Source organism: Microbispora sp. CL1-1 (assembly GCF_012034195.1).
In the GTDB taxonomy this organism is placed as follows: domain Bacteria; phylum Actinomycetota; class Actinomycetes; order Streptosporangiales; family Streptosporangiaceae; genus Microbispora.
In genome coordinates this window covers 16,858-42,501 of the sequence record NZ_JAATEK010000051.1, presented here as the reverse complement: position 1 = coordinate 42,501, position 25,644 = coordinate 16,858, and the positions used below count along the sequence as shown (strand labels likewise).

The window sequence follows — 25,644 nt, the reverse complement described above, 5'->3', positions numbered from 1 at the left end:
GTCGCTGATTCACGACGAGGGCGTGACTGTCCGCGAGGACCCGGACCGGGGAGGCTCTGCCGGCCGGCTGTCCCGGAGGGTCGCCTTCGCACTGATTGAGGCAGGCCACGCTGACAACGACGTTCCGAGACCTGGGAGTCATCCCGGAGATCGCCGATGCGCTCGAGACCGAGGGCATCACTTCACCATTCCCAATTCAGGAGATGGCGCTCCCGCTGGCGCTGGCCGGCCAGGACGTCATCGGACAGGCGCGCACCGGCACCGGCAAGACCTATGCCTTCGGCGTCGCCATGCTGCAGCTCGTCGGCAAGCCGAGGAAGAACCGCAAGAAGCCACGCGGTCTCGTCCTCGTCCCGACCCGCGAGCTGGCCCTCCAGGTGACCGAGGACCTGGTCCTCGCCGCCGGGAAGCTGGGGTCGCGCATCCTCACCGTCTATGGCGGGCGCGCGTACGAGCCGCAGATCGAGGCGCTCAAGAACGGCGTCGACGTGATCGTCGGCACGCCGGGGCGGCTGCTCGACCTGGTCAAGCAGAAGCACCTCGACCTCGGCCAGATCACCATGCTCGTCCTCGACGAGGCCGACCGCATGCTGGATCTCGGCTTCCTCCCGGACATCGAGCGGATCATCAAGCTGGTGCCGGAGAACAGGCAGACCATGCTGTTCTCGGCCACCATGCCCGGCGAGATCGTGAACCTGTCCCGCCGCTACCTCACCCGGCCCACCCGGGTCAGGGCGGAGAGCGGCACGGCCGAGGCCGAGACGACCACGCTGACGACGCAGCACGTCTATCGCACGCACCGCATGGACAAGATCGAGATCGTGGCCCGCCTGCTGCAGAGCAGGGGCGCCGGGCTCACGATGGTCTTCTGCGAGACCAAGCGTGCCTGCGACATGGTCGCCGAGCAGCTCAAGGACAAGGGCTTCGCGGTGGCGGCCGTCCACGGCGACCTCGGCCAGGGCCAGCGCGAGCAGGCGCTGCGGGCGTTCCGCAACGGCAAGATCAACGTGCTGGTGGCGACCGACGTCGCGGCGCGCGGCATCGACATCGACGACGTCACCCACGTCGTCAACTACGACTGCCCGCAGGACGAGAAGACCTATGTCCACCGGATCGGCCGTACGGGCCGGGCGGGCCGCACGGGCCGGGCGGGCCGCACGGGCGTCGCGGTGACCTTCGTCGAATGGACCGAGCTGGCCCGCTGGAAGGTCATCAACAGCGCCCTCTCGCTCGACTTCAGCGAGCCCGTCGAGACCTATTCGAGCTCCCCGCACCTGTACGCCGACCTCGACATCCCCGAGGGGACCAAGGGCGTGCTCCCGCGCGCCCAGCGCTCCCGGGCGGGTCTGGAGGCCGAGGAGATCGAGGACCTCGGGGAGACCGGGCGCACTCGCTCCCGTGGCAAGTCCCGCCGGGGCGACGCCCGGGGCGACGCCCGTGACGACGCCCGTGACACTGCCGAGGAGCGGCGCGAGCGCCCCGCCCGCACCCGCGAGCGGCGGCGGACCCGTGGCGGCCGGCTCAAGGACGCCGCGGCTTCCCCGGAGACCCAGGCGCCGGTGGAGCCTCCCGTGGAGGCTCTCGCGGAAACCCCTGCCGAGGTCACGGTGGAGGCACCTGTGGAGGCCACCGCCGAGGCCGCGCCGAAGCGTCGTGGCCGCAGGGGCGCGAACACGGCGGCCCTGACCGGCGCGCTGGCCGACGTCTCGGCCGTGACGTCCCCTGCGGACGACACGGCCCCCGGCACGGCGCCCGGCACGGCGCCCGGCACGGTGAGCGACACGGTGATCGACACGGTGATCGACGCGGAGACCCGCTCCGAAGTCGATGCCGGACCGGAGACGGAGCCGGAGGCGGCCCCGCGCAGGACCACCCGCCGCAGGGCCCGCGCCACCGACCCGGCGCCCGCGCCCGTGGCCTCGGCCGCGGCCGAGGAGCAGGTGGAGGAGCGCCCGGCCCGCCGCCGCAGGAGCCGCGCCGCCGACAGCGCCGACCAGGCGCTCCTGGTGGAGGCGGAGCCGACGGTGGCGGCACCTGTCAGCGAGATCGCCGACGAGCCCGCCGAGCAGCGGCCGGCTCCGAAGCCGGAGCCCGAACGGATCATCCCGGCCAGCCCGTTCATGATCGTGTTCAAGTCTCCCGACCTCGCGACCGATGACGACGATCCCGCGCCGTCCGCCGCGACCGAGCGCGCCCAGCAGCGGCGCCGCCCGCCCCGGCCACGGCCCCGCCGTACGGGGTGAGGGGCCGGCACAGGCCCGCCCGGCGATGAGCACGACCGCAGGGGCAGGAGGAGCACCGGACAACCGGCGCTCTTCCTGCCCCAGTTCTTTGAGGGCTGCTTTGCCCACAGTGGGTATGACCTGGACAGGAGGCATGCGCAATGACCGTCCGAAACCCTCATAGTCGCTTCGGTAGTGTCGCTGGGATCTTCCCTGGGTATCGTGATGCCACGTGAGTGAGCGAGCCTTCAGCAGACGGTCCAGGACGTGGGGCCGGTCCGGCCCATCGGTTCCCGGGATCCGGGGTGAGGTGAAGGAGGCCTCGTGAGCACGCCACGGTTCCTGACGCTTCCTCCAGGTGTCAGCAGTGAGCAGATCGAGACGCCGCTCGGTTCGTTCGCGGTGCTCGAAGCGCTTCCGGTCAGCGGTGTCCCCGAGCGCTGGCCCGCCCTTCTCGTCCCCGGCTTCACGGGGTCGAAGGAGGATTTCATCGCCGTGCTGCAGACGCTCGCGCAGGCCGGTCGCAAGGTGATCGCGGTCGACATGCGCGGGCAGTACGAGACGCCGGGCCCGGACGATCCGGCGGCGTACTCGTGCGCGGCCCTGGGCGCGGACATCGACGCGCTCGCCGCGGTGGTCGGCCAGGGCGAGCCCGTCCACCTGCTCGGCCACTCCTTCGGCGGCCTGGTCGCCCGCGAGACGGCGCTGAACGGCACCACCAAGCTCGCCTCGCTCACGCTCATGAGCTCGGGCCCCGCGGGCATCGTCGGGCCGCGCGAGCGCATGGGCCGGGTCCTGCTGGCCGAGCTTCCGGAGTACGGCCTCGAATACATGTGGTCGAACCGGATGGAGCCCGAGGCCCTGGCGGCGGGCGTCCCCGACGACATCGTGGCGTTCCTGCGCAAGCGGCTGCTCTCCAACCACCCCACCGGTCTCGTGGCGATGGCGCACGAGGTGCTCGGCGCCCCCGACCGTTGCGCGGAGCTGGCCGAGTGCGACCTCGATCTCCTGGTCCTGTACGGCGAGCACGACGATGGCTGGCCCCCGGTGCTGCAGGCGGAGATGGCCCGCAGGCTCGACGCGGAGTGCGTCGTGGTGCCCGGGGCCCTCCACTCGCCGGCCGTCGAGGCCCCCGAGACCACCGCGGCGGCCCTGACCCGGTTCTGGAACGCGGCGGAGAGCCGGCTGCTCCAGCACCAGCACGGATGACCCGGCCGCCATGCCCGCGACCGGCGGCCTGACCGCCCAGCCCCCGGAATCGGCGACGTGGCTGGTCCACGTCGACCGCACCATGTGGGTGGCGGGCGTGCGCGGCCTGATGCTGCAGGCCCTGCATCCGCTGGCGATGCGGGGCGTGTGGCAGAACTCCAACTTCCGCGACGACCCCTTCGGCCGTCTGCGGCGTACGGCCGACTTCGTGGGCCGTGTGACGTACGGCAGTCCCGAGGAGGCCGACGAGATCGGCAGGCGGGTGCGCGCGATCCACCGGGCCCTGCGCATCCGCGACCCCGACACGGGCAGGACCCACCGGGTGGACGACCCCGAGCTGCTGCTGTGGGTCCACTGCGCCGAGGTGATGTCCTACCTGGAGGTCGTCCGCCGCGCGGGCGTCCCGATCAACGACGGGCAGGCCGACCAGTACCTCACGGAGCAGCGGCGCAGCGCCACGTATGTCGGGCTCCACGCCGACGACGTGCCCGGCACGGTCGCCGAGATGAACGACTACTTCGCCCGGATGCGGCCGGTCCTGCGGGTCATCCCCGAGTCGGCCGCCGCCGTGCGGTTCCTGCTCTGGCCGCGCCTGCCCGAGAGCATGCGCTTCCTGTCCCCGGCCAAGCCGGTCTACTTCCCGTTCGGCGCGCTGTGCTACTACACGCTGCCCGGCTGGGCCCGCCGCATGTACGGCGCGCTGCCCGAGGTGCCGCAGATCGCCGTGACGGCGGCGTTGCGGGCCTTCCGGCTGGCCATGAACACGATCCCCGACGCCGTGCACCAGCAGGTGCTCGACGAGGGCACCAGGGCGATGCTGCGGGCCTCACGCGAACGCCTGGGCGCCGCCGGATATGACGTCGGCAACGGCCTCAGGGCGCTGGTCGATCCTCGGCGGCGTCCGGGGCGGACGGCGACGGGCTGACCGGCGTCTCCGCCAGGCCGTCCCAGGGCAGCCGGTCCGGGGAGGCCGCCCGCCCCTCGGGGCAGTGGCGGCGGAAGTCGCACCACGAGCAGATGGGGCCCGGCTCCGGCGGGAACAGCCGGTCGATCTCAGGCGGCACCGTGACTGGCCCTGTGACCGGCCCCGTGACCGGCCCTGTGACCGGCCCGGCGCCGGCCTCCCGCCGTGGAGCCGGCACGCCCTTGCTGCCGCGTCCGGCCCACTCACGGTAGGCGTCGTCGGCGTCGGCCGCCTCTGTCGCGATGTCCTCGGCGCGGCGCAGGTGACGGGCGAGCGACTCGTCGGTGTGCTCCCACTCGGCGACCGTCCCGGTGGGCAGGTGGTGTAACTCCACCCGGTGGCAGGCGCGGCGCATCATGCGGGACGACGCGATCGCGTAGACGGCGAGCGCGATCGACGAACGGGCGTCGTCGGAGGTCGGCGGGCGGCGGCCGGTCTTGTAGTCGACCACGACCAGTTCGTCCCCGCGCCGGTCGAGCCGGTCGACCCGGCCCGAGACGGCGATGACGGACGTGCGCGTGGCGACCGTGCGCTCGACGCCCACCGGCTCGTCGCCGGGGTCGAGCGTGGCGACGTAGGAGGAGACCATCGCGCGGGCACGGTCCCGCCACGCGGCCGACTGCTCCTCGTCCCTGAACCCCTCGCGGATCCAGCCGTTGGTGAGCAGCACGGCCGCCATGACCGGCGTACGCCGGTCGTACGGCTCCCGCCACCACGCGGCCAGCGCGTTGTGAACGGAGGCCCCCACGCTGTTGTGCGCCCACGGGGGCCCCTTCTGCGGGGCGGGCCGGTCGAGATAGGTGAAGCGATAGCGACGCCGGCAGTCGAGCCAGGTGTTCAGGCGCGACGGCGTGCAGGTGTAGAGCCGCCTCGGCATGCCGTCGAGGCCGAGCTGCTCCACGGTCCTACTCGTCCAGGTTCAGCTTGATGCCGGACGCCGCGGTGCCGTCCACGAGCGGCGGCGGCGCCGCCTCGGCCTCCTGGGCGCCGGTCAGCGACCCCGACAGCCAGCGGTCGAACTCGGGCTCCAGGTCGCCGATGCTGCCCTCCTCGCCGTGCGCGGGCAGCACCCTCGTCTCGTGGGGCAGCGTGAACAGCCGCTCGCCGATCGAGGTGAGCTGGTCGGCGAGCGCGGGGTATTCCCCGCCGAGCTTGCCGGGGCCGTCCATGAGCAGGGTCTTGCCGGTGAAGACCGCGCCGAGGCCCTCGCAGTAGAGCGAGACGCCGCCCGGCGTGACGCCCGGCGTCGCGAGCACCTCCAGCTCGACGTCGGCCACGGAGAACAGCCCCTCGTCCTCCATGTCGATGTCGGGCCAGGTCTCCTCCCAGGTCTGCCTCCACAGGCGCTTGTCCTTGGGGTGGACGGCGATCACGGCCTCGTCCCTGGCCGCCACCTCGATCGCGGCGCCCACGTGGTCGGGCAGGCCGTGGGTGCAGATGACGGCGAGGACCTCGCGGTCGCCGACCTTCTCCAGGATCTTGTCGGCGTCTCGCGCCGGGTCGATGACGATCACCTCGTCGTCGTCGCCCACGATCCAGGTGTTGTTCTCGACCTTGTGCTCGTCGCCCTCGATGTCCACGAGGCCCGAGGTCACCACTCGTTCGATGCGCGCTGTCACGGCTCAGAACCTTACTATTTCTCGCGGATCCAGCCCGCCGTTCAGACATCCCCGTCGAGACGCGGCGAGAAGGCGCCGAACGGCAGGTCGAGCGCCTGGTCCTGGTCTCGCAGGTCACGCAGCGACAGGTTGGCCAGGGCGATGAAGCAACCGGCCTCGACCGGCCAGGCGACCGTCCACAACCAGTTGCCGAGAGCCTCGCCCACATAGACGGCCCGGTCTCCCGGCACTCCCCGCCCCGCGCACCACAGCGCCGTCGGATGGCCGCGTGCGTCGATCTTGGCGTGCGGGGGGCCGGTGTCGAAGCCCGCGCCGGGGTCCGGGCCCGGCAGCCCGGCGTACGCGGCCCCGAGACCGATGCCGGGCTCCTCGGCGATGAGCAGCATGTCGGCGGGGCCCTGGGTGACCGAGGGACCGGAGAGGGCGACGACGCTCGCCCTCACGCCGGTGCGCTCGTCACCCACCTCCCCGAAGCCGGTCACCAGCCATCCGGAGGGCAGCGGCCACGGGAGCCAGACGGGCACCCGCGCCGCCTCGCACAGGGCTTCCAGTGCGGCCTCAGAGGGCCGCCGGGGCGGCTGGTAGGGCAGGACGTCACCGTGAGCGGCGCATCGCCAGGAACTCGACCAGACGTTCGGTTCGTGTAGCGGCCCGAAGCACCGCGGACATGTTGGCGCGGTTCTCACAAATATTCACGGTGCTTCCGTGATGTCCGTACGTCAAGAGTCTGCCCGTTATCTAGTCGTAATCTTGGTGATGTGCGGTGCATCAGATGTGTGGGCGCGATCGTCTCCGACGCCGAAGGGCGGCTGCTGCTGGTGCGGCGGGGACGCCCTCCCGGCGAGGGGCTGTGGTCGCTGCCGGGCGGCCGGGTCGAGCCCGGCGAGACCGACGAGCAGGCGCTGCGCCGCGAGCTGCGCGAGGAGACCGGCCTCGACGTCGCCGTCGTACGGCTCGCGGGGACCGTGCTGCGGCCCGCCCCCGGCGGCGCGACCTTCGAGATCCACGACTACGTGGCGACCGCCTCCGGCGTGCCGGTCGCCGGGGACGACGCCGCCGACGCCCGCTGGTGGGCGCCGGCCGACCTCGCGCGGCTCCCGCTGACCGACGGCCTCATCGACGCTCTCACCGAATGGGGGATCGTCTCCGGGATCGGCGCCCGGTGATCGGCGCCCGGTGATCGGCGCCCGGTGATCGGCGCCCGGTGATCGGCGCCCGGTGATCGGCGCCCGGTGATCGGGGCCCGGTGATCGGGGCTCCGTGATCAGTGCTGCGTGACCGTGCTGCGCCAGATCGTCAGGTGGTCGTCGGCGTAGCCGGCCGACCTGCCGACGGCCACCACCCGGTCACCCGAGACCGCCACCGCCCCGAGCCACTGCGCCCCCTGGCCGCCGAGGCCGTCCTGGGTGAGCGTCCGGCGCGCCCAGTCCACCCCGTCTTCGGACACCCACGCGGCGCTGTCGGTCTCGCCGCCCTCCTCAGGCGACCGATGCGATCCGACGGCGACGAGCCCCCGCCCGGTCGCGGTCAGGTCGAGCACCGAGGCGGCGGCGTCGGCGGGCAGCATGCCGTACTCCCAGCTCGCGCCGTCGTCGGTGGACAGCGCGGAGAACGGGCGGGGGCCGTCGTCGGTCATCGCGGTGCCGACGACCACCACACCCGCCTCGGTCGCGACCACGTGACGCAGCCCGGCCGAGGTGGTCTCGGGCGGCAGCACCCGGCCGCGGGCGTTCCAGTTGACCCCGTCGGAGGAGACCCAGACCACCCCGGTCTCGCGGTCGGCCGTGCCCGACCCGCCGACCGCCATGAACCCGCCGGGCGTCGCCGTGACGTCGTAGAGGCGCACGCCCGCCCCTCCGGCGGGCATGCTGCCCGGCGCGGAACGGGTGAACCGCTTGAGGTCGGGGCTGAACCACAGGGCGGGCAGCGTCCCCGTGGCGGACCTGTCCTCCCCCGCCATGACGTAGCCCTTCGGCCCGGCGGCCACCACGGCGGGCGCGAGCAGGAAGTGGCCCGCCGGCACCTCGATCGCGGGACCGGGCCGCCAGCTCTTCCCGTCGGGCGAGGTGACCAGCAGCGGCCGGGTCACCGCCGGGTCGGTCGTCGTGCTGCCGACGGCGAGCCACCCCTTGGGGCCGTGCGCCACGCCACTGAGCGCCTGGCGTCCCGGCCCGCCCAGCAGGTCGGGGAACACCGCGTCCTTCCAGTTGGCCCCGTTGTTGCCGCTCGTCCAGATCGCGGCGTCGCCGTTGGCCGCGCCCACGGCGACGAAGGTGCCGCCGGAGGCCGCGACGTCCGCGGTGTCCCTGGCGAGCCGGTTGAGCCCGGCGATCTCCTTGAGCGGCACGGCGCGCGCCGCCTCGCCCTTCCCCGCCGTGATCAGCACGGGGAGGTTCTCCACGTCGCCGGGCCCGCGCTTGTCACCCCCCGCCACGAGGATCCCGGCGTCGGTGACGGCCAGCCCGCGCAGCGTGCCGGGGATCGCGCCGAGATCGGCGCTCCTGGTCCACTTGCGCCCGTCCTGGCTGGTGTAGACGGCATACCGCTCCCAGCCCGACTCGGCCACCGCCGCGAGGCCCGCCGCCGACGCCGCCAGGCCGCGCACGCCCGTCCCCTCCGCGCCGAGCGGCCCGATCGTGCCGCACTGGGTCCAGTCGGCGCCCTCGGGCGAGCAGTAGACCCGCACCTCGCCGGCGTCCGACTTCTGCCGGGTGGGCACGAGCACGAAGCCCTTCTTCGTGACGGCCAGCGCGCCGGGTTCGGCGCGTACGTCCGCCAGGGCCGCGGCCGTACGCAGCCAGGTGCGACCGCCGTCGTCGGAGCGCAGGACGACAGAGACGGAGTCGCCCGAGCCCGGGTCGGCGAGCGCCACCACCCGGTCGCCCCTGGCGGCCACCGCCCGCATCGCCCTGATCTTGTCCGGGGTGCCGATCTGGTCGCTGTCCACCCTCGTCCAGCCGACGCCGTCGGGCGACACCCAGGCGACCGGGCCCGCCGTCCCGTCCCGCAGGGTCGTGGCGCCCACGGCGAGGAAGCCGGTCGCGGTCCGCGCCACGTCGGTGATCCGGTCCTGGCTCCAGAACGCGGTCAGCCGGGCGGGGTCCACCGCGGTCCAGGACCGGCCGTCGGACGAGACCCACATGCCGCGTGCGGCCGGGCCCGCCGAGCCGGGCGCGTCGGTGCCGACGGCGAGCCAGCGGCCGTCGCCGCCCGCGACCCTGCCGACCGCCCCGGGCGCGGACTCGTAGCCCGGGGCGTCGGCGACCCGGCCCGTCTGCCAGTGCGCGCCTCCGTCTGCGGACACGAGGAACAGCGGCCGGGTGAGCGGGCTCGTCGTGTCGCTGCCCGCCGCCACCACCGTCGCGCCCGCCGCGGCGAACGCGTTGAGCACCTGGCTGGAGCCGTTGCCCGGCAGCCCGGGCGCCGAGAACGCGGCGTCGCCCGACTGGCCGTCGCCCGCGGCGAGGCGCAGCCCGGCCGTGGACGGCCCGCCCGCCCACCTGACGACGACCACGCCCAGCACGGCGGCCGCCACGAGGACCACGGCGATCACCGCCGGCCGCACCATCGGGGGCAGGCGCGGAGGGAACCGCCGGGGCAGCACCCGCCTGTGGCGGCGTCCGCCGCCCGGCCGGGGCGGGCCCGAGGCCACGAGCACGTCGGACCGGGCCGGGCGGCCCCCCGGCGGACGCCCGATGCGCTCGACCGGCTCGGCGGGCCCGACCGGCTCGCCAGGCTCGACGGGCGGCTCGACGGGCGGGCCGACGGGCGGGCCGTCGTGCTCGGGCTCGACCGGGATCTGGGGGCTCATGCGGATGCCGCCGGACTCCCCCAGGCCGTAGCGGGGGGCGGGCTCGGGCGGCATGTGCGTCCACACATGCTCTGTGTGGACCTGTTCCGGGGAGTGGACCTGTTCCGGGGGAACGTGCTCGCGCAGCGGTCCGGACGGTGGGGTGTCGAGCTCGGGGGCGCCGGGGCCGTCGGGGTTCTCGCGGGGGATCTGGGCCCGCCGCGGCCGGGGCGGGCCGGAGGCGACCAGCTTGTCCGGCCGGTTCACGATCCGGCGACGCGGGCCGTCCTCCTGCGCCGATTCCCGCACCGGCCCCTGAACCGGCTCCTGCACCGGTTCCTGAACCGGCTCCCCCGCCGACCTGGCACCCTCGCCGTGCCAGGTCGTGGGGGCGCCCGGATCACCGGGCCCGCCGGGGTCCCCGGGTCTTCGGCCGCCGGAGCGGCTGTGGCGCGGTTCGCCCGTCCCGTACGGCGCGGCGTACGGATTGCGGCCCGCCCTGGGCCCGTGGGCCGCGTCCGATCCTGGGCGCGGAGCCCAGATGCCGCCGGATAAGTCCGGGTCGCGTGAGTGCGATCCGGCGATCTTGCGGTAGGGCCGGGTGTCCTCGTCGTCCGCCGGCTCGCCCGCGTCGTTGAAGGCCGGGTCGTCGGGGGCTGCGTCGTCGAGGCCTGTGTCGTCGGGAGCCGCGTCCTCGGGAACCGCGTCCTCGGGAACCGCGTCCTCGGGAACCGCGTCCTCGGGAACCGCGTCCTCGGGAATAGGGGCCGCGAACGGCGGAAGCGCCCACGGGGACGGGACGGGCGGCCGGTGATGCAGCTCCGGCGGGGGCAGAGAGGAGGGTTCGCCGGCGTCGCGCCGGTGGTCGCGCTCGTGCTCGTGGGGGCCTGAGGTCACACTCAGCACCTCCTCCCCGGAGAGGTCAATCCGGACCGTTCCACCTGTCGTACGGCAAAGCGATCACAGTGATACCCCAACACGAATCCAGAGCAACACGGGAAGCGCGCGGGGACCATACCTCTCTAGTGAGATTTATCGGGAGAGAGTCTGAATTGCCCACTTTCGGGCGATTATCAGCACACCAATGCCGAAAACCGCGAACTGGACGGCCGATCCGATGAGCGACTCCCAGGGCACCTCGCCCTGTTCGAGGGCGCTTCCCATGTCCCCCGAGGCCGCGACCACTCCGAACGCCACGACGTTGTTGGTCGCGTGCAGGGCGATCGGCGCCTCCAGACCGCCCGTACGGACCGCCAGCCACCCCATGAGCGTGCCGAACGCGAAGACGTAAAGGATCCCCCAGCCCGTGTAGCCGTGTGAGGCCGCGAAGGCCGCCGCGCCGACCAGGATCCCCGGCCACGGAGTGCGCAGGTACGCTCCGAACCCCTGGATGATCCAGCCGCGATAGGCGTACTCCTCCGCCGCCGACTGGAACGGCACCAGCAGCAGGATCACGATGATGGCCGGGAGGAACTCATCCCAGCCCGCCCATCTGAAGCCGGGATCGACCCCGGCGAACATCAGCGTCCCCACCTCGACCGCCTGGCCGAGCACGACCGCCACCAGCGCGACCAGCAGGCAGGCCCCCAGCCACCGCCAGCGCAGCCGCAGCGCCACCGACGACAGCGATCCCGGCGGCCGCCGCTGGAACAGCCACGCGGCGCCGAGCACCAGCGGCAGCAGCAGCGCGATGACCCCCAGCTGGAACCCGAGGTCGAGGACGGGGTCGGCGAACAGCCGGGTCCCCGTCCGCGCCATGGGCACGCCCGTGACGAGCGAGACCACGAAGGCCACCAGGCCGACGACGATCGAGAGCGCCAGGAAGGCCGCGATGATCGCCACCGTGCCGGCGATCGGCCGCCACCAGCGGTGCAAGGGCGTACGGGCCAGGCGGTCGTAAGGAGTGCCGGGCGGAGGCGGAACGTCCCAGCGGGCACGCGGCGGCGGCCCCCACGGATAGGGGCCGGGATAGGGCCCGGGATACGGCCCCGCCACGGGAGGCGGCCCCGCCACGGAAGGCGGCGGCTGCGGCGGGCCGGCCGGCCAGGCGGTCCCGCCCGCGTACGGCCCGGGCGCCAGGTAGGGACCGGGCAGCTGGTCCGGGCCGCGGGCCTGGTCCGGGCCCGGCTGTGGTTCGTTCATATGTCCATTCTTCGCGTGCCGCGGGTGATCAGCTGGGCGGGGTGAAGGAGCTCGACCTGGACAGGCCCGCGGCGCGACCCTTGGCCGCCACCACGAGGGCCATCTTCCGTGACGCCTCGTCGATCATCTCGTCCCCCAGCATGACCGCGCCCCGCTTCTCGACCGTCGTGTAGTACTCGTACGCGTCGAGGATGAGCTCGGCGTGGTCGTAGTCCTCCTGCGAAGGCGAGAACACCTCGTTGGCCGCCTCCACCTGCGTCGGGTGGAGCACCCACTTGCCGTCGAACCCCAGCGCGGCCGACCGCCTGGCGACCCGGCGGAAGCCGTCCAGGTCGCGGATCTGCAGGTATGGCCCGTCGATCGCCTGGAGGCCGTGCGCGCGGGCGGCCATCAGGATGCGCATGAGGATGTAGTGATAGGCGTCCCCCTCGCCGTAGCCGGGGGGCTGCTCGCCCACGACCAGCGTCCGCATGCCGATCGAGGCCATGAAGTCGGCCGGGCCGAAGACCAGCGTCTCCAGCCGGGGCGAGGACGCGGCGATGTCGTCCACGTTGACGAGGCCCCGGGCGTCCTCGATCTGCGCCTCGATGCCGATGCCGCCCTCGGGCAGGCCGGTGGCCCGCTCGACCTGGCCGAGGAGGGTGTCGAGCCAGGCCACGTGGGAGGCGTCCGCGACCTTCGGCAGCATGAGGCAGTCGAGCCGGTCTCCGGCGCCCTCGACGACCTCGATGACGTCGCGGTAGGTCCAGTGGGTGGTGAGGTCGTTGACCCGGACGACGACCGTCTTGCCCGCCCAGTCGCCCTCCTTGAGCGCGGCGACGACGTTGCGGCGCGCCTCGTCCTTGGCCCCGGGGGCGACCGAGTCCTCCAGGTCGAGGAAGACCTCGTCGGCGGCGAGGCTCTGGGCCTTCTCCAGGAAACGCGGGTTGCTGCCGGGCACCGCCAGGCACGATCGTCGAGCGCGCATGGGCACACCGTAGCGTGGTCGTCAGGCGGTGCTGATTAGGCTGGGGCGCATGACCCTGCCGGTGATCGAAGAGGGCGCGAAGAAGTCCAACGTGCTGTGGCTCGGCCTGCCGTCCGGGGTCCGGCTGGCCTGGCACGCCTGGCACGACGGTGCGATCTACGTGGTGACCGGCGGACAGGAGCAGTCGCTTCCCGGGCTGGCCGAGCTCGCCGCCGCCCGGGGCGAGATCGAGGTGGTCCTGCGCAGCAAGGACAACGGCGCCGAGCTCGTCCGTTTCCCTGCCGCCGCCGAGGTGGTGGACCAGGCGGCCGCCCCGGAGGCCGTGGCCGCGCTGGCCAAGGAGCGCCTCAACGCCCGCGACGCCGCCGGTCTGACCACCCGCTGGGCCGAGGGGTCCACCGTCGTACGGCTCACCCCTCGGATCAACCCTCAGACCTGATCAGACGCGTACGGTCTCCACCGTCTCGGCCGCGTGGCGCTCGGAGCCGAGCCGTACGGTCGCGGTCTGGGCCAGCAGGGCCCCGGCGAGCACGATGACGCCTCCGGCGATCTGGGCGGCTCCCAGGCGCTCGCCGAGCAGCACCCAGGCGACCAGCGCCCCCGCGATGACCTCCACCGAGGCGACCGTCGAGCCGACCGCGGCCGACAGCCGCCGCACGGCCGTGACCCCGGTGGCGTACGCGACCACTGTGGCCACCACGACCAGCACCACGACGGCCACGGCGACGGGGATCGTGCGGCCGGAGACCTCGGCGGCGCGGGTGAACGCCGCCCAGTCGATGTTCCAGGGCCGGGAGACGGGCAGCAGGACCACCGCCGAGCCGAGCATGCCCCAGCCGATCAGGCCCAGCGTGTCCACGTCGTCGCCGAACGAATCGCTCATCAGGAAATATCCGGCGCAGCAGGCGGCGGCGAGCAGGGCGAGCAGCAGTCCGAGCGCGTCGAGGCGCAGCCCCTCCCAGACCTGCACGACGATCGCGAGCCCCACGACCGCGATCAGCGCCCCCAGGTAGGCCGAGCGCGGCAGCCGCAGCCGCCGGACGAACCGCACCCACAGGACCACCAGCACCGGCGAGGTGTACTCGATCAGCAGCGTCACGCCGACCGGCAGCCGGGTGATGGCCACGAAATACAGGGCCTGCACGGCCGCCACGGCGATCGCGGCGTACGCCGCGAAGAACAGGAGGCGGTCGCGGGGGATGCGCAGCGCGCGCGGCTTCACGACGGCCAGGACCGCCAGCAGGAGCACGCCGGCCCCCGCCATGCGGATCCAGACGGCCTCCAGCGGCGCGAGCCCGGCCACGCCGAGGATCTTCGCCATCGGTCCGGAGAACCCGAAGCAGAAGGCCGAGACGCCCGCGATCGCCAGGCTGACAGCCCTCATCGTCACCTGCCCATGTAATTACCAATAAACGGCTTTGATCCTGTCATAACCGGGAGCGGTCCGCATCCTTGCGTAACCTGACAGAGTGGATCGGATCTTCGTGGCCCGCCTGGCGGGGCTGGCGGTCTTCGACCCGGCCGGCGACCAGATCGGCCGGATCCGGGACGTCGTCGTCTCGCTGCGGGGGCCGCTGCTCCCTCGCGTCCACGGCTTCGTCGTGGAGGTCCAGCCACGCCGCCGGGTCTTCCTGCCGATCACCAGGATCACCAGCATCGAGGCCCGCGCCCTCATCTTCACCGGCAAGCTCAACATGCGCAGGTTCGAGCGCCGCGACACCGAGACGCTGGCCATCGGGGAGATGCTCGACCGCACCGTCGAATACAAGGGCGAGCGGGTGACCGTACAGGACCTCGCCATGGAGCAGCCGCGGCCGTCCGAGTGGCTCATCACGAAGGTCGCGATACGCCGCGGCACGCGGCGCAGGGGCGAGACGCTGATCGTGGACTGGGACGAGGTCACCGGCTTCACCGGGATCCAGAAGGACCAGGGCGCGGCCAACCTGCTCGCCGTCTTCGAGGCGCTGCGCCCGGCCGACCTGGCGAACATGCTGCACGAGCTGCCCACCAAGCGGATGGCCGAGGTCGCCGCCGCCCTGGACGACGACCGGCTCGCCGACGTCCTGGAGGAGCTGCCCGAGCGCGACCAGGTGCTCGTGCTCAGCCGGCTGCACCGCGAGCGGGCCGCCGACGTGCTGGAGGAGATGAGCCCGGACGACGCCGCCGACCTCCTGCAGGAGCTGCCCGCGGAGCAGGCCGAGGGGCTGCTGCGGCTCATGGTGCCGGAGGAGGCCGCGCCGGTGCGGCGGCTGCTGACCTACGGCGAGTTCACCGCCGGCGGCATGATGACGACCGAGCCGGTCATCCTCCCGCCGACCTCGACCGTGGCCGAGGCCCTCGCGCACATCCGCCAGCAGGAGCAGACCCCCGCCATCGCCGCGCAGGTGTACGTGACCCGCCCGCCGACCGAGACCCCGACCGGGCGCTACCTGGGGGTGGCGCACTTCCAGCGCCTGCTGCGGGAGCCTCCGTCGACACTGCTCGGCAGCGTGGTAGACATCACGGTGGACCCGATCAGGCCCGAGCTCACGGTGCGCGAGGTGGCGTCGTATCTCGCGACGTACAACCTGGTCGCGGTCCCCGTCGTGGACGAGCTGGGCCGGCTGCTCGGCGCGGTGACCGTCGACGACGTGCTCGACCACATGCTGCCGGAGGACTGGCGGGAGCGCCCATGACCGAACGCCTCGACCAGCCGCGCGAGCTGACGCCCCGCCTGCGGCTCTACTACGACCCCGAGGCGTTCGGCCAGCTCTCGGAACGGATCGCGCGGTTCCTGGGGACCGCCCGGTTCATCGTCTACATGACGGTGTTCGTGGGGTTCTGGCTGCTGTGGAACGTGTTCGCGCCGTACAAGTTCGACCCCTACCCGTTCATCTTCCTGACCCTGATGCTCTCGCTCCAGGCGTCGTACGCCGCGCCGCTGATCCTGCTCGCGCAGAACCGGCAGGCCGACCGCGACCGCGTCCAGTACGAGCAGGACAGGATGGCGGCCGAGCGCAACCAGGCCGAGATCGAGTACCTCACCCGCGAGATCGCCGGGCTGCGCATCGCGCTCGGCGAGGTGGCCACACGCGACTACATCCGCTCGGAGCTCCAGCGCCTGCAGGAGGAGCTGAGCGAGATCGGGACGAGATCGCGTGGGGCGGGTTCGGAGGATTCCCGCTGAGTCCATAGCATGGATTCATGGCACCATCCCCTGAACTGGTCATGGCCGCGCTGGCGACGGTGAACGATCCGGAGATCCGCCGGCCGATCACCGAGCTCGGCATGGTCAAGAACGTCGACATCTCCCCCGACGGGGTGGTGCGCGTTGGCGTGTACCTGACCGTCGCCGGCTGCCCGCTGAAGGACACCATCACGCGCGACGTCACCGGCGCCGTGTCGCGGATCGACGGCGTGTCCCGCGTCCACGTCGACATGGACGTCATGAGCGCCGAGCAGCGCAAGGAACTGCAGACGAAGCTCCGCGGCGACCGCGGGCCCGAAAAGGAGATCCCCTTCGCCAAGCCCGGCTCGCTGACCCGCGTGTTCGCGGTGGCGAGCGGCAAGGGCGGCGTCGGCAAGTCGTCGGTCACGGTGAACCTCGCCGCCGCGATGGCCTCCCAGGGCCTGAAGGTCGGCGTCGTCGACGCCGACATCTACGGCCACTCGGTGCCGCGCATGCTCGGCGTGAGCGAGCGGCCCACCAAGGTCGAAGACATGATCATGCCGCCGGTCGCGCACGACATCAAGGTCATCTCGGTCGGCATGTTCAAGCCCGAGGGCAACACCCCGGTGGTGTGGCGCGGCCCGATGCTCGACCGCGCGCTCTACCAGTTCCTCACCGACGTCTACTGGGGCGACCTCGACGTCCTGCTCATGGACCTGCCCCCGGGCACCGGCGACATCGCGATCTCGGTCGCCCAGCGCATGCCCACGGCCGAGATCCTCGTCGTGACGACCCCGCAGCAGGCCGCCGCAGAGGTGGCCGAGCGCGCCGGGTCGATCGCGGCCCAGACCCACCAGCAGATCGCCGGCGTCATCGAGAACATGGCGTGGCTGCCCTGCCCGCACTGCGACGAGCGCATCTCGGTGTTCGGCGAGGGCGGCGGCCAGACCGTGGCCGACGCGCTGACCCGCACACTGGGCGCGCGTGTGCCGCTGCTCGGCCAGGTGCCGATCGACATGCGGCTGCGTGAGGGCGGCGACGAGGGCAAGCCGCTCGTGCTGACCGACCCCGACGCCCCGGCGGCCGCGGAGCTGCGCCGGATCGCGGCCGGGCTCGGCAAGAAGTCGACCAGCCTCAAGGGCCTGAAGCTCGACATCTCACCGGTCAAGCACTGACTCGAGCGCTGACCAGCCCGATCAGGTCGCCTCGTTGTCGTACGGCGGGATCTCCCCCACGCCCAGTTCCGGCGTGGGGGCGGAGACCGGCTCGGCCACGGTCGTCGTCGAGGTGTCGTTCCAGTCCTTCTCGAGGTCGTCGAGCAGGTGCTTGCGCACGAAGTTCTTGGGGTTGAGGTCGGCCGGGTCGAAGTTGGCGAACTCGGGCCCCATGTTGGCCTGCAGGTCCGCCTTCGCGTTGTTGGCCATCTGCCGGAGCTGCCGCAGCGTACGGCCCGCCTGTGAGGCGGCCTGGGGCAGTTTCTCCGGCCCGAAGACGACCAGGGCGATCACCACCAACGCCAGGGCCTCCCCCCAGCCGAGTCCGAACATGGCGATCTCCTCCTGCACGTACGACTGAATTCAGACTAATGCCCGCTCCCCGCACTGTGGACAGGGGACGCCCGGCTCTCAGGACGCGCTCATGAGGGTCGCGCGGTGGGGGCGGGGGCCGCGCCGACCGTGACCGTCGCCGTCCGCACCTCGCCGTCGTGCCGGAACTTGATCCGCACCTGGTCGCCGGGGGCCTTGCTGCGGATGGTGACGATCAGCTCCCGGCTGTCGCTCACGGGCTGGCCGTCGACCTCCAGGATGACGTCCCCCGCGTGCAGGCCCGCCTTGGCGGCCGGGCCTCCCGGCGTGACCGGCACGGCGCCGCTCTCCGTCCGGGTGGCGATCCGCACCCCCTTGCCCTGGTAGCTCTGGTCGATCGTGATGCCGATCCTGGAGGTGCGGGCCGTTCCGGTGGTGATGAGCTCCTGGGCGATCCGGCGCACCTGGTTGACCGGGATCGCGAAGCCGAGGCCGATGCTGCCGGACTGCTGGCCGAGCAGGGAACCGCCGACGGTGGCGATCGCCGAGTTCACCCCGATCACCTCGCCCGCGGCGTTGACCAGCGGGCCGCCCGAGTTGCCGGGGTTGATGGCGGCGTCCGTCTGGATCGCGTTGATGAGCGCGTAGTCGGACCCGGTGCTGCCGCCCGCCTCGACGGGCCGGTTGAGCGAGCTCACGATGCCCGTGGTGACCGTGCCGCTCAGCCCGAGGGGCGAGCCGACCGCGATGACCGGGTCGCCGACCACCACGCCGTCGGAGTTGCCGAGGGGCAGCTCCGGCGCCCGGACGGTCCCGTCCGGCTTGACGACCGCGATGTCGGAGTTGGGGTCGCGGCCGACGACGCGCGCCCCCGAGGAGCTGCGGTCGTTGTAACGGATGCGGATCTCCCCGGCCTGCCCCGCGACGGCCACCACATGGTTGTTCGTGACGATGTAGCCGCCCTTGACGACGAAGCCCGATCCGGTGCCCGACTCGCTGTTGCCCTTGACCTCCAGTGAGACCACGCTGGGCAGGACCTTGGCGGCCACCCCGGCCACGGAGTCCGGCGGCCGGGCCGTGGGCTGCTTCGACGGCGTGCTCAGCGTGTAGGAGGGGTCGATGCCGGAGGACGGGCGCGTCAGCAGGAACGTGCCCCAGCTCGCCACGCCGCCCGCCACCAGCGCGATGACCACGGCCAGGGCGGCGAAGAGCGCGATGTTGGGGCCGCGCGGCTCCCGCTGCGGCCCGACAGGATAGAGCGGCGGCGGGGCCCAGCCGGGGCCCATGCCGTACGGACCGGTGGCGGGCGCGGGGCCGTCGGGAGGCCCCTGCGGCTCCTCGCCCGCGGGCAGGAACTCGGGCCGGTCCGACGCGCCGTACGGACGCGAATTGTCGGTCATCGCGGCAGTCACTCCTCGCACACGGCGTCATCCGCTGGGCAGCCGCGGTAACGAGGAAGACGGCACACGACGGCTGCGGTGTCCGATCGTATGCCGTTCCCTCGGATCAGCGCGAAAGACCCCTGGTGACGCTCGGTGACGGGGTGGGTGACACGCTCACCACGGGCGCCTTGTTCTGCGCGGGATGCTGTACGAACATCTGCCCGGGTGTCGGGTTCGGGTTGGCCGTGGATCCCCCGGCCATGAGCATGGTGCCGAGGGCGACGGCGGCGCCGGCCATTCCCACGGCGACGTATCCCGCCCTTCTGGCCCTTCCGGACCGCCCCGGTCCCGATCGTCCCTCGTCCCGGCCCCTGGGCCGGTTGTCCATGGGTCCGGCGGCGTGCATGCCGGGAAGCCGCCCGGCGCCGAAGGCCGGATGGTCGGGAAAGGGCCGCATCCGCGGCGGCAACGGCCCTCCGGGCTCCGCCATGCGCAGCAGCGACATGGTGAGGTCCGCCGGCATGGCGGGCGGATCCATGGACCGCAGGCGGGTCTTCAGCGCGCGCATCGCGTCGACCTCCGCGCGGCAGTCCGCGCAGAACGTCAGGTGCGCGAGCGCGCGTTCCCGCTCGTTGTGACTGAGTTCGCCGTCGATGAGCGCGGAGACGCGCTCGCCAAGATGACTCACAGTCCCTCCCTGCTGATAGAAGGGGGGGTTTGATCGCCGTTCCGGTTCGCGGAGGGCGCCCGGTGGTCGAGCGCCTCCCGCAGCTGGGCGCGGCCGCGATGGATGCGGCTGCGCACCGTGCCGAGTTTCACGCCGAGCGTCGCGGCGATCTCCTCGTAGGACAGTCCCTCGATGTCGCACAGCACCACGGCCGCCCGGAACTCCGGCGCCAGGGCGTCGAGCGCGGCCTGGATGTCGGGCTCCAGATGCGCGTCGTCGTACGCCTGCGCGGGCGACGGCTCGCGGCCGTGCAGCCGCTCGGCGGCGTCGTCCGCCAGCCCCTCGAAGCGGATGCGCTGCCTGCGCCGCGCCATGTCGAGGAAGAGGTTCGTCGTGATCCGGTGCAGCCACCCCTCGAACGTGCCCGGGGTGTAGCTCGACAGGGACCGGAAGACCCGGACGAAGACTTCCTGAGTGAGGTCCTCGGCATCGTGGACGTTGCCCGTCAGCCGATAGGCCAGCCGGTAGACCCGAGTGGAATGAGTTCGGACGACCTCCTCCCAGGTGGGAGGCGTCCAGCCGGACACCGAAGTCTCCGCCTGGTGGTCGTGCTCGTCCACCGGCATTCCTCTCTGCAGGATCGTCGCTACAGCCATAGTGCCTGGTTTCGCCCCTTCCTGCGCACCGCGGGCTGAGCGGTCTCTTACAAAGACCGTTCAAAGCGTGCAACGTCCCCGTTGTGGCGTGAGTTCCCGTTCCGGTCCGACTCCCCTAGGCTGCGTCCAAGATGAAGCAGGGGAGGGAGAGGCCGATGGCGACACCGGCCAGCCTGGAGTACGCGGAGGAGTTCGTCCCGGAGGACGACATCCTGCGAACCGCGCGCCGGCGTGGCATCGAGGTCGGGGCGCGCCCGATCCTGCCCGGGTGCGGAGCGGCGCTCTGCTTCCTCGCCACCGTGGTGAACGCACGCTCGGTGGTGGAGGTCGGCACCGGGTGCGGGGTCTCCGGCCTGTGGCTGCTGCGCGGCATGCGCCCGGACGGCACGCTCACGAGCGTGGACGTGGAGCCGGAGCATCAGCGCATGGCCCGGCAGACGTTCGCGGAGGCGGGGTTCTCCGGCAGCCGCATCCGCCTGATCGGCGGGCGCGCGCTCGACGTCCTTCCCCGCCTCGCCGACGGCGGCTACGACATGGTCTTCTGCGACGCGGCCAAGCAGGAGTACATCGACTACCTCACCGAGTCGGTGCGGCTGCTGCGCCGGGGCGGGGTCGTCGTCTTCGGCGACGCCTTCTGCGACGACCAGGTGGCCGACCCCACCCAGCGCGACCCCGACACGGTCGCGCTCCGGGAGCTGGGCAAGCTCGTCAGGAACGACGAGCGGCTGCGGCCCCTGATGCTGCCGCTCGGCTCCGGGCTGCTGGCCGCCGTCAAGCTCGTCTGAGCCCGTTCACATCGGGTTCAGGGGCCGTTCAGGGGCCGTTCAGGACGTGGCGGTGAGGTAGCGGAGCAGCAGGCGGACGCCGAAGCCGGTGCCGCCCTTGGTGGTCTCGCCGTCGTCGGAGGCGGCCCGCGCGGGCCCCGCGATGTCGAGGTGTGCCCACGGCCGCCCGCCGGTGAACTCCCGCAGGAACAGCGCGGCGGCGATCGACCCCGCCGCGCCCGACTTCGTCCTGTCGACGTTGGCCAGGTCGGCCACGTCGGAGTCGAGCATCGTGCGGTAGTCCTCGACGAGCGGCATCCGCCACAGCCGCTCCCCGCCGGCCTCGCCCGCGGCGATCAGGTCGGCGGCCAGCGACTCGTCCGTGGCGTAGAGCGCGCCCAGGCTCGTCCCGAGCGCGACCTTGGCCGCGCCGGTCAGCGTGGCGACGTCGATCACGATGTCCGGGTCGAGCTCCGCGTGCGCGTACGCCAGCGCGTCGGCCAGCACGAGACGACCCTCCGCGTCGGTGTTCAGCACCTCTACCGTGCGCCCGCCGTACTGGGTGATGACGTCTCCCGGCCGCTGCGCCGAGCCGGAGATGGAGTTCTCCGCGCACGCCACGAGGCCGGTGACCCGCACCGGCACGTCGAAGGCGGCGAGCGCGCTCATCGCGGCGATGACGGCGGCGCCGCCGCCCATGTCGGTCTTCATCGTCTTCATGCCCTCGTTGGGCTTCAGGGACAGGCCGCCGGTGTCGAACGTGATGCCCTTGCCGGCGAGCACCACGTGGGCGCGCGGGTTCTCCGGCGTGTAGGACAGCTCGACCAGGCACGGCGGGCTGACCGACCCCTGCCCGACGGCCCGGATGCCGCCGAACTCGCCGAGCTCGGCCCCCTCCCGCACGCGTACGCCGAGCCCCGACTCGGCGGCGATCGCCTTGGCCTGCTCGGCGAGCCAGGCGGGCGTCTTGACCGACGACGGGGTGTTGACGAGGTCGCGGGCGAGCGCGGTGGCCCGCGCGACCGCCTCGCCGCGCTTCAGGTCCCGCTCGTCCCCGCCGACGAAGACGATCTCCCCGACCGGCTTCTTGCCGCCGTTGCCGATGGTGAACGTGTACGCCGCGAGCAGCGCGCCCTCCGCCAGTGCCGCCGTCTCTCCCTTGGGCGGGACGACGACCGACAGCGACGCCCGGCCCTTCGCCCGCCTCGCGAGGGCCGCCCCGGCCTTGCGCAGCGCGGCGGCCGAGCCGTCGCCGGTGCCGTACAGCAGGACGCGCCGCACGCCGCCCTCCCTGAGGGTGGGCACCTCCACGACCTCGCCCGGCTCTCCCTTGGCCTCGTAGTGCGCGAGCAGCGCGTCGACCGGCACGGGAGACTCCAGCCAGGGCGCCGGGGCGAGGTCCGGTCCGGGTCCGAACGGCACGGCCACCAGGTCGGCGTCCGGCGCGGGCCCGGCGCCGTCAGGACCGGTGAGGACCGGCGTGGTCTGGATGGGCACGTCCACCTCCAATAGGTCGGCCCCGGGGCGGGAACAACCCGCCGCCAGGGCCGTAGATCGAACGGGTCGGCCGACGAGGTCAGCCGACCACCTTCTTGAGCGCGTCACCGAGGGCGCTGGCCTCGTCCGCGGACAGCTCCACGACGAGTCGGCCGCCACCTTCGAGAGGGACCCGCATGACGATGCCCCGTCCTTCCTTGGTGACCTCCAGCGGACCGTCACCGGTCCGCGGCTTCATCGCCGCCATGCGTGTATCCCTTCCCGCGTTGTCGGCCGCCCCGGAGGGTAACCGGCGTATTCACGTTTCTGTGATGTTCTATTATCCCGCCTCCGAGCTCAAAAAGGTAACGGCCTGGATCCGGTCAGTGGATCAATGCGGTGAGACACTCGTTGTGGACGGACCGGACGTGACCCCACACTGGGTGGGGTGAACGCCCGAGCCGCGCTTTTCGATCTCTATGGGGACCACCTTCTCGCGCGTGGCGGCCGTGCCTCCGTGGCCGCGCTCGTGAGGCTGCTCTCGCCGCTCGACATCGCGGCCCCGGCCGTCAGGACCGCGATATCCCGCATGGTCAGACAGGGCTGGCTCGACCCCGTACGGCTGCCGCAGGGGCCGGGATACGCGGTCACGCCGAAGTGCGAACGCCGGCTCGACGAGACGGCGGCCCGCGTCTACCGGCGGGGCGACGCGCCATGGGCCGGCCGCTGGCACGTCCTGGTGCTCGAACCGGTCAGGGACCGGGCCCGGCGCGAGCGGCTGCGTGCCGACCTCGCCTTCCTCGGGTACGCCCCGCTGTCGGAGACGACCTGGATCGGTCCGAGGCCCTCGCCCGAGCTCGACGCGCTGCGGATTCCCGGCCACCGGTTCGACGCCGTGTACGAGGGCGACCCGCGTGACCTGCTCGCCCGCGCGTGGGACCTGGACGGCATCGGCAGCGCGTACGAGGATTGGCTGGCCAGCGCGGCGGAGCTGGTGGGCTCGCTGCCGGAGGACGCCTCGGACGACCGGGTCTTCGCGGTCCGCAGCAGGCTGGTGCACGGCTGGCGCAACTTCCTGTTCCGCGACCCCGGGCTGCCCGCCGACCTGCTGCCGCCGGGCTGGCCGGGCGAGAAGGCCCGCACCTTCTTCGAGCAGGAGGCCACTCGGCTGCTGCCGGCCGCCGCCGCGTTCGTGGACCGCACACTGAATGGAGCAGCCTGACATGACCGTGACCTACGACGTCGACGAAGCCGTCGCCACGATCACGCTCAACCGCCCCGACGCGATGAACTCGCTGACCCTCGCGACGAAGACCGACCTGCTCGCGGCCGTGCGGCGCGCCGCCGACGACGCGTCGGTGCGGGCCGTGCTCCTGACCGGCGCGGGCCGGGCCTTCTGCGCGGGACAGGACCTGCGGGAACACGCCGCCAACCTCGACCGTGGCCTCGGTCTGGCGAACACCGTGCGCGAGCACTACAACCCGGTCGTGCTGGCCATCGCGACGATGGGCAAGCCCGTCGTGGCCGCCGTCAACGGGGTGGCCGCGGGGGCGGGCGCCTCGCTGGCGTTCGCGTGCGACTTCCGGGTGGCGGCCGAGAACGCGAAGTTCTCGATGGCGTTCACCGGGATCGGGCTCGCCCCCGACTCGGGCGCGTCCTGGACCCTGCAGCGGCTCGTCGGCCCCGCCCGCGCCCGGGAGATGCTGCTGCTCGGCGACGTCGTCGACGCGGCCAGGGCGCTGGAGCTCGGCCTGGTCGGGCAGGTGGTGCCTGCCGACCGGCTGGCGTCCGCCGCCCGCGACCTCGCCGTACGGCTGGCGCAGGGGCCCACCCGGGCGTACGCCGCGACCAAGGCGGCGCTGAACCACGCGGCGTCGTCCTCCCTCGCCGAGGCGCTGGAGCGGGAGGCGGAGCTTCAGGACGAGTGCGTCGCCACCGCCGACCACGCGGCGGCGACCAAGGCGTTCCTCGACAAGGAACGACCTACCTTCGAAGGCCGGTAGGCGCTTCGAAGCAATCGGCACAGCGAAGGCCGGTAGGCGCTTCGAAGCAATCAAACACGGCGCAGGGCGGTGACGGCCTCGCGGACGTGGCAGTCGGCGACGTGGTCGTTGACCAGGCCGATGGCCTGCATCAGGGCGTACGCCGTGGTGGGGCCGACGAAGCGGAAGCCGTGCTTCTTGAGGTCCTTGGCCAGCGCCGTGGACCCGGGAGTGCGGGCGGGGACGTCGGCGAGGGTGGTGGGGACCCTGCCGGGCTCCTCGGCGTACTTCCACACCAGCGCCGACAGCCCGCCCGGCACCTCAAGCGCGGCGCGGGCGTTGGCCACGGCCGCCTCGATCTTGGCGCGGTTGCGCACGATGCCCGCGTCGGCGAGCAGGCGCGCCATGTCGTCCTCGCCGAAGGCCGCCACCGCCGGGATCGAGAACCCGGCGAACGCCTTGCGGAAGTTGTCGCGCTTGCGCAGGATCGTCAGCCACGACAGGCCGGACTGGAACGCCTCCAGGGTGATCCGCTCGAAGACGCGGTCGTCTCCATGGACGGGACGGCCCCACTCGTCGTCGTGGTAGGCGACGTAGTCGGGTGTGGTGCCCGCCCACCCGCAGCGGACCAGCCCGTCGTCGTGTGCCGTCACCATGCCTCTTCCGCGTCGACGCGCTCGGCCCGGACGTCGGCCGCCTCGGGCTCCTGCGTCTCGAACCGCTGTGTCTCTGGCTGCGTCGTCTCGGGCCGCGTCGTTTCGAGCCGCGTCGTCTCCTCGCGGGTCTGCGGCCGTGCGTACGATAACTCGGCCACGCGCTGCTCCAGCACCGCGATGCGGGTGTCGCGCTCCCCGAGGGCGACCGAGACGCGGTGCAGCGTCTCGTCCACCGCCTGGGTGCTGTAGCCCACGAGACCGATCGGGAGCCGGAGCGCGATCAGATCGGCGGGAGTCACCTGGCCGGCCGCCGGCAGTTCGAGAGGCGGCACGTCCGGGGGGAACTCCGCCATCTCGCCGCCGTGTCCCAGCGAGACCATGACCACGCAGGCGATCACGGCGAGTCCGGCGATGACGAGTACGACCAGCACATACGAATCGTGCCACAACTCTTTTGCGTGCGAGCATGGAAGC

General features: G+C 72.7%; 26 protein-coding genes. 11 read left to right on the top strand and 15 right to left on the bottom strand.

What is annotated here, in order from left to right; translation table 11 throughout:
• Positions 1–203: 203 nt before the first annotated feature.
• The 3 genes from HCK04_RS35775 to HCK04_RS35765 all read left to right on the top strand — a co-directional run bounded on the left by HCK04_RS35775 (position 204) and on the right by HCK04_RS35765 (position 4,356).
• On the top strand, positions 204–2,243 hold the full coding sequence (locus tag HCK04_RS35775; protein ID WP_205831123.1) for a DEAD/DEAH box helicase: 2,040 nt from the start codon (positions 204–206) through the stop codon (positions 2,241–2,243).
• A 303-nt stretch (positions 2,244–2,546) separates the two neighbouring features.
• Positions 2,547–3,431, top strand: coding sequence for an alpha/beta hydrolase (locus HCK04_RS35770; protein WP_142651777.1), 885 nt, complete (start codon positions 2,547–2,549; stop codon positions 3,429–3,431).
• Between the two features lie 10 nt (positions 3,432–3,441).
• Complete coding sequence (locus HCK04_RS35765) at positions 3,442–4,356, top strand: oxygenase MpaB family protein (protein WP_142651776.1); 915 nt, start codon at positions 3,442–3,444, stop codon at positions 4,354–4,356.
• Here the strand turns inward: HCK04_RS35765 and HCK04_RS35760 are convergent.
• From HCK04_RS35760 to HCK04_RS35750, 3 genes are read right to left on the bottom strand one after another with little or no spacing between them, the layout of a single operon-like run.
• Positions 4,304–5,296 carry a PD-(D/E)XK nuclease family protein gene (locus HCK04_RS35760; protein ID WP_142651775.1) on the bottom strand — a complete coding sequence of 331 codons (993 nt, stop codon included), beginning with the start codon at positions 5,294–5,296 and terminating at the stop codon, positions 4,304–4,306. The genes HCK04_RS35765 and HCK04_RS35760 overlap by 53 nt on opposite strands.
• Before the next feature lie 4 nt (positions 5,297–5,300).
• On the bottom strand, positions 5,301–6,014 hold the full coding sequence (locus HCK04_RS35755) for an MBL fold metallo-hydrolase (RefSeq protein WP_142651774.1): 714 nt from the start codon (positions 6,012–6,014) through the stop codon (positions 5,301–5,303).
• A gap of 41 nt (positions 6,015–6,055) precedes the next feature.
• Complete coding sequence (locus tag HCK04_RS35750) at positions 6,056–6,700, bottom strand: DUF6758 family protein (RefSeq protein ID WP_142651773.1); 645 nt, start codon at positions 6,698–6,700, stop codon at positions 6,056–6,058.
• A gap of 72 nt (positions 6,701–6,772) precedes the next feature.
• On the opposite strand from HCK04_RS35750, the gene HCK04_RS35745 reads away from it, so the two are divergent.
• Positions 6,773–7,180, top strand: coding sequence for an NUDIX domain-containing protein (locus HCK04_RS35745; RefSeq protein WP_142651772.1), 408 nt, complete (start codon positions 6,773–6,775; stop codon positions 7,178–7,180).
• A gap of 98 nt (positions 7,181–7,278) precedes the next feature.
• On the opposite strand, the gene HCK04_RS35740 is transcribed toward HCK04_RS35745, so the two are convergent.
• The 3 genes from HCK04_RS35740 to HCK04_RS35730 all read right to left on the bottom strand — a co-directional run bounded on the left by HCK04_RS35740 (position 7,279) and on the right by HCK04_RS35730 (position 12,913).
• Positions 7,279–10,701 (bottom strand): sialidase family protein, encoded by a 3,423-nt coding sequence (locus HCK04_RS35740; protein ID WP_142651771.1) that lies wholly within the window; start codon positions 10,699–10,701, stop codon positions 7,279–7,281.
• A gap of 135 nt (positions 10,702–10,836) precedes the next feature.
• Complete coding sequence (locus tag HCK04_RS35735; protein WP_142651770.1) at positions 10,837–11,946, bottom strand: type II CAAX endopeptidase family protein; 1,110 nt, start codon at positions 11,944–11,946, stop codon at positions 10,837–10,839.
• A 28-nt stretch (positions 11,947–11,974) separates the two neighbouring features.
• Complete coding sequence (locus HCK04_RS35730; RefSeq protein ID WP_142651769.1) at positions 11,975–12,913, bottom strand: CoA ester lyase; 939 nt, start codon at positions 12,911–12,913, stop codon at positions 11,975–11,977.
• 49 nt (positions 12,914–12,962) lie between these two features.
• On the opposite strand from HCK04_RS35730, the gene HCK04_RS35725 reads away from it, so the two are divergent.
• Positions 12,963–13,352, top strand: a complete 390-nt coding sequence (locus HCK04_RS35725; RefSeq protein WP_240972136.1) for a hypothetical protein — start codon at positions 12,963–12,965, stop codon at positions 13,350–13,352.
• Here HCK04_RS35725 and HCK04_RS35720 read toward each other — a convergent pair whose 3' ends face one another.
• Positions 13,353–14,297, bottom strand: a complete 945-nt coding sequence (locus tag HCK04_RS35720; protein WP_142651768.1) for a DMT family transporter — start codon at positions 14,295–14,297, stop codon at positions 13,353–13,355.
• A gap of 85 nt (positions 14,298–14,382) precedes the next feature.
• Between HCK04_RS35720 and HCK04_RS35715 the strand changes: the two genes are divergently transcribed.
• Genes HCK04_RS35715 through HCK04_RS35705 form a run of 3 tightly spaced genes read left to right on the top strand, consistent with a single transcriptional unit; the run spans position 14,383 to position 17,236 of the window.
• On the top strand, positions 14,383–15,588 hold the full coding sequence (locus HCK04_RS35715) for a CBS domain-containing protein (protein WP_142651767.1): 1,206 nt from the start codon (positions 14,383–14,385) through the stop codon (positions 15,586–15,588).
• Complete coding sequence (locus HCK04_RS35710) at positions 15,585–16,079, top strand: DUF1003 domain-containing protein (protein WP_142651766.1); 495 nt, start codon at positions 15,585–15,587, stop codon at positions 16,077–16,079. The genes HCK04_RS35715 and HCK04_RS35710 overlap by 4 nt, the downstream gene beginning before the upstream one ends.
• Positions 16,080–16,096: 17 nt before the next feature.
• On the top strand, positions 16,097–17,236 hold the full coding sequence (locus HCK04_RS35705) for a P-loop NTPase (protein WP_030507453.1): 1,140 nt from the start codon (positions 16,097–16,099) through the stop codon (positions 17,234–17,236).
• 21 nt (positions 17,237–17,257) lie between these two features.
• Here the strand turns inward: HCK04_RS35705 and HCK04_RS35700 are convergent, their stop codons facing one another.
• The 4 genes from HCK04_RS35700 to sigE all read right to left on the bottom strand — a co-directional run bounded on the left by HCK04_RS35700 (position 17,258) and on the right by sigE (position 20,262).
• Complete coding sequence (locus HCK04_RS35700) at positions 17,258–17,608, bottom strand: sec-independent translocase (RefSeq protein ID WP_142651765.1); 351 nt, start codon at positions 17,606–17,608, stop codon at positions 17,258–17,260.
• An 89-nt stretch (positions 17,609–17,697) separates the two neighbouring features.
• A complete protein-coding gene (locus tag HCK04_RS35695) occupies positions 17,698–18,987 on the bottom strand; it encodes a trypsin-like peptidase domain-containing protein (protein ID WP_142651764.1) in 1,290 nt (429 codons plus the stop codon).
• A 106-nt stretch (positions 18,988–19,093) separates the two neighbouring features.
• Positions 19,094–19,657, bottom strand: a complete 564-nt coding sequence (locus HCK04_RS35690) for a zf-HC2 domain-containing protein (RefSeq protein ID WP_142651763.1) — start codon at positions 19,655–19,657, stop codon at positions 19,094–19,096.
• Complete coding sequence (gene sigE / locus HCK04_RS35685; protein ID WP_142651787.1) at positions 19,654–20,262, bottom strand: RNA polymerase sigma factor SigE; 609 nt, start codon at positions 20,260–20,262, stop codon at positions 19,654–19,656. The genes HCK04_RS35690 and sigE overlap by 4 nt, the downstream gene beginning before the upstream one ends.
• A 185-nt stretch (positions 20,263–20,447) precedes the next feature.
• On the opposite strand from sigE, the gene HCK04_RS35680 reads away from it, so the two are divergent.
• A complete protein-coding gene (locus tag HCK04_RS35680) occupies positions 20,448–21,077 on the top strand; it encodes an O-methyltransferase (RefSeq protein ID WP_142651762.1) in 630 nt (209 codons plus the stop codon).
• 39 nt (positions 21,078–21,116) lie between these two features.
• Here HCK04_RS35680 and HCK04_RS35675 read toward each other — a convergent pair whose 3' ends face one another.
• Entirely contained in the window at positions 21,117–22,553 is a 1,437-nt protein-coding gene (locus HCK04_RS35675) for a leucyl aminopeptidase (RefSeq protein ID WP_142651761.1), read from the bottom strand.
• Between the two features lie 79 nt (positions 22,554–22,632).
• Positions 22,633–22,800 (bottom strand): DUF3117 domain-containing protein, encoded by a 168-nt coding sequence (locus HCK04_RS35670; protein WP_076433904.1) that lies wholly within the window; start codon positions 22,798–22,800, stop codon positions 22,633–22,635.
• A 180-nt stretch (positions 22,801–22,980) separates the two neighbouring features.
• On the opposite strand from HCK04_RS35670, the gene HCK04_RS35665 reads away from it, so the two are divergent.
• Positions 22,981–23,754 (top strand): PaaX family transcriptional regulator C-terminal domain-containing protein, encoded by a 774-nt coding sequence (locus tag HCK04_RS35665; protein ID WP_142651760.1) that lies wholly within the window; start codon positions 22,981–22,983, stop codon positions 23,752–23,754.
• A complete protein-coding gene (locus HCK04_RS35660; RefSeq protein ID WP_142651759.1) occupies positions 23,741–24,535 on the top strand; it encodes an enoyl-CoA hydratase-related protein in 795 nt (264 codons plus the stop codon). Before HCK04_RS35665 ends, HCK04_RS35660 begins: the two co-directional genes overlap by 14 nt.
• 50 nt (positions 24,536–24,585) lie before the next feature.
• Here the strand turns inward: HCK04_RS35660 and HCK04_RS35655 are convergent, their stop codons facing one another.
• Both HCK04_RS35655 and HCK04_RS35650 read right to left on the bottom strand, forming a co-directional pair.
• Positions 24,586–25,170, bottom strand: a complete 585-nt coding sequence (locus tag HCK04_RS35655; RefSeq protein ID WP_142651758.1) for a DNA-3-methyladenine glycosylase I — start codon at positions 25,168–25,170, stop codon at positions 24,586–24,588.
• Positions 25,164–25,601, bottom strand: a complete 438-nt coding sequence (locus HCK04_RS35650) for a hypothetical protein (RefSeq protein WP_142651757.1) — start codon at positions 25,599–25,601, stop codon at positions 25,164–25,166. Before HCK04_RS35650 ends, HCK04_RS35655 begins: the two co-directional genes overlap by 7 nt.
• Positions 25,602–25,644 lie beyond the last annotated feature (43 nt).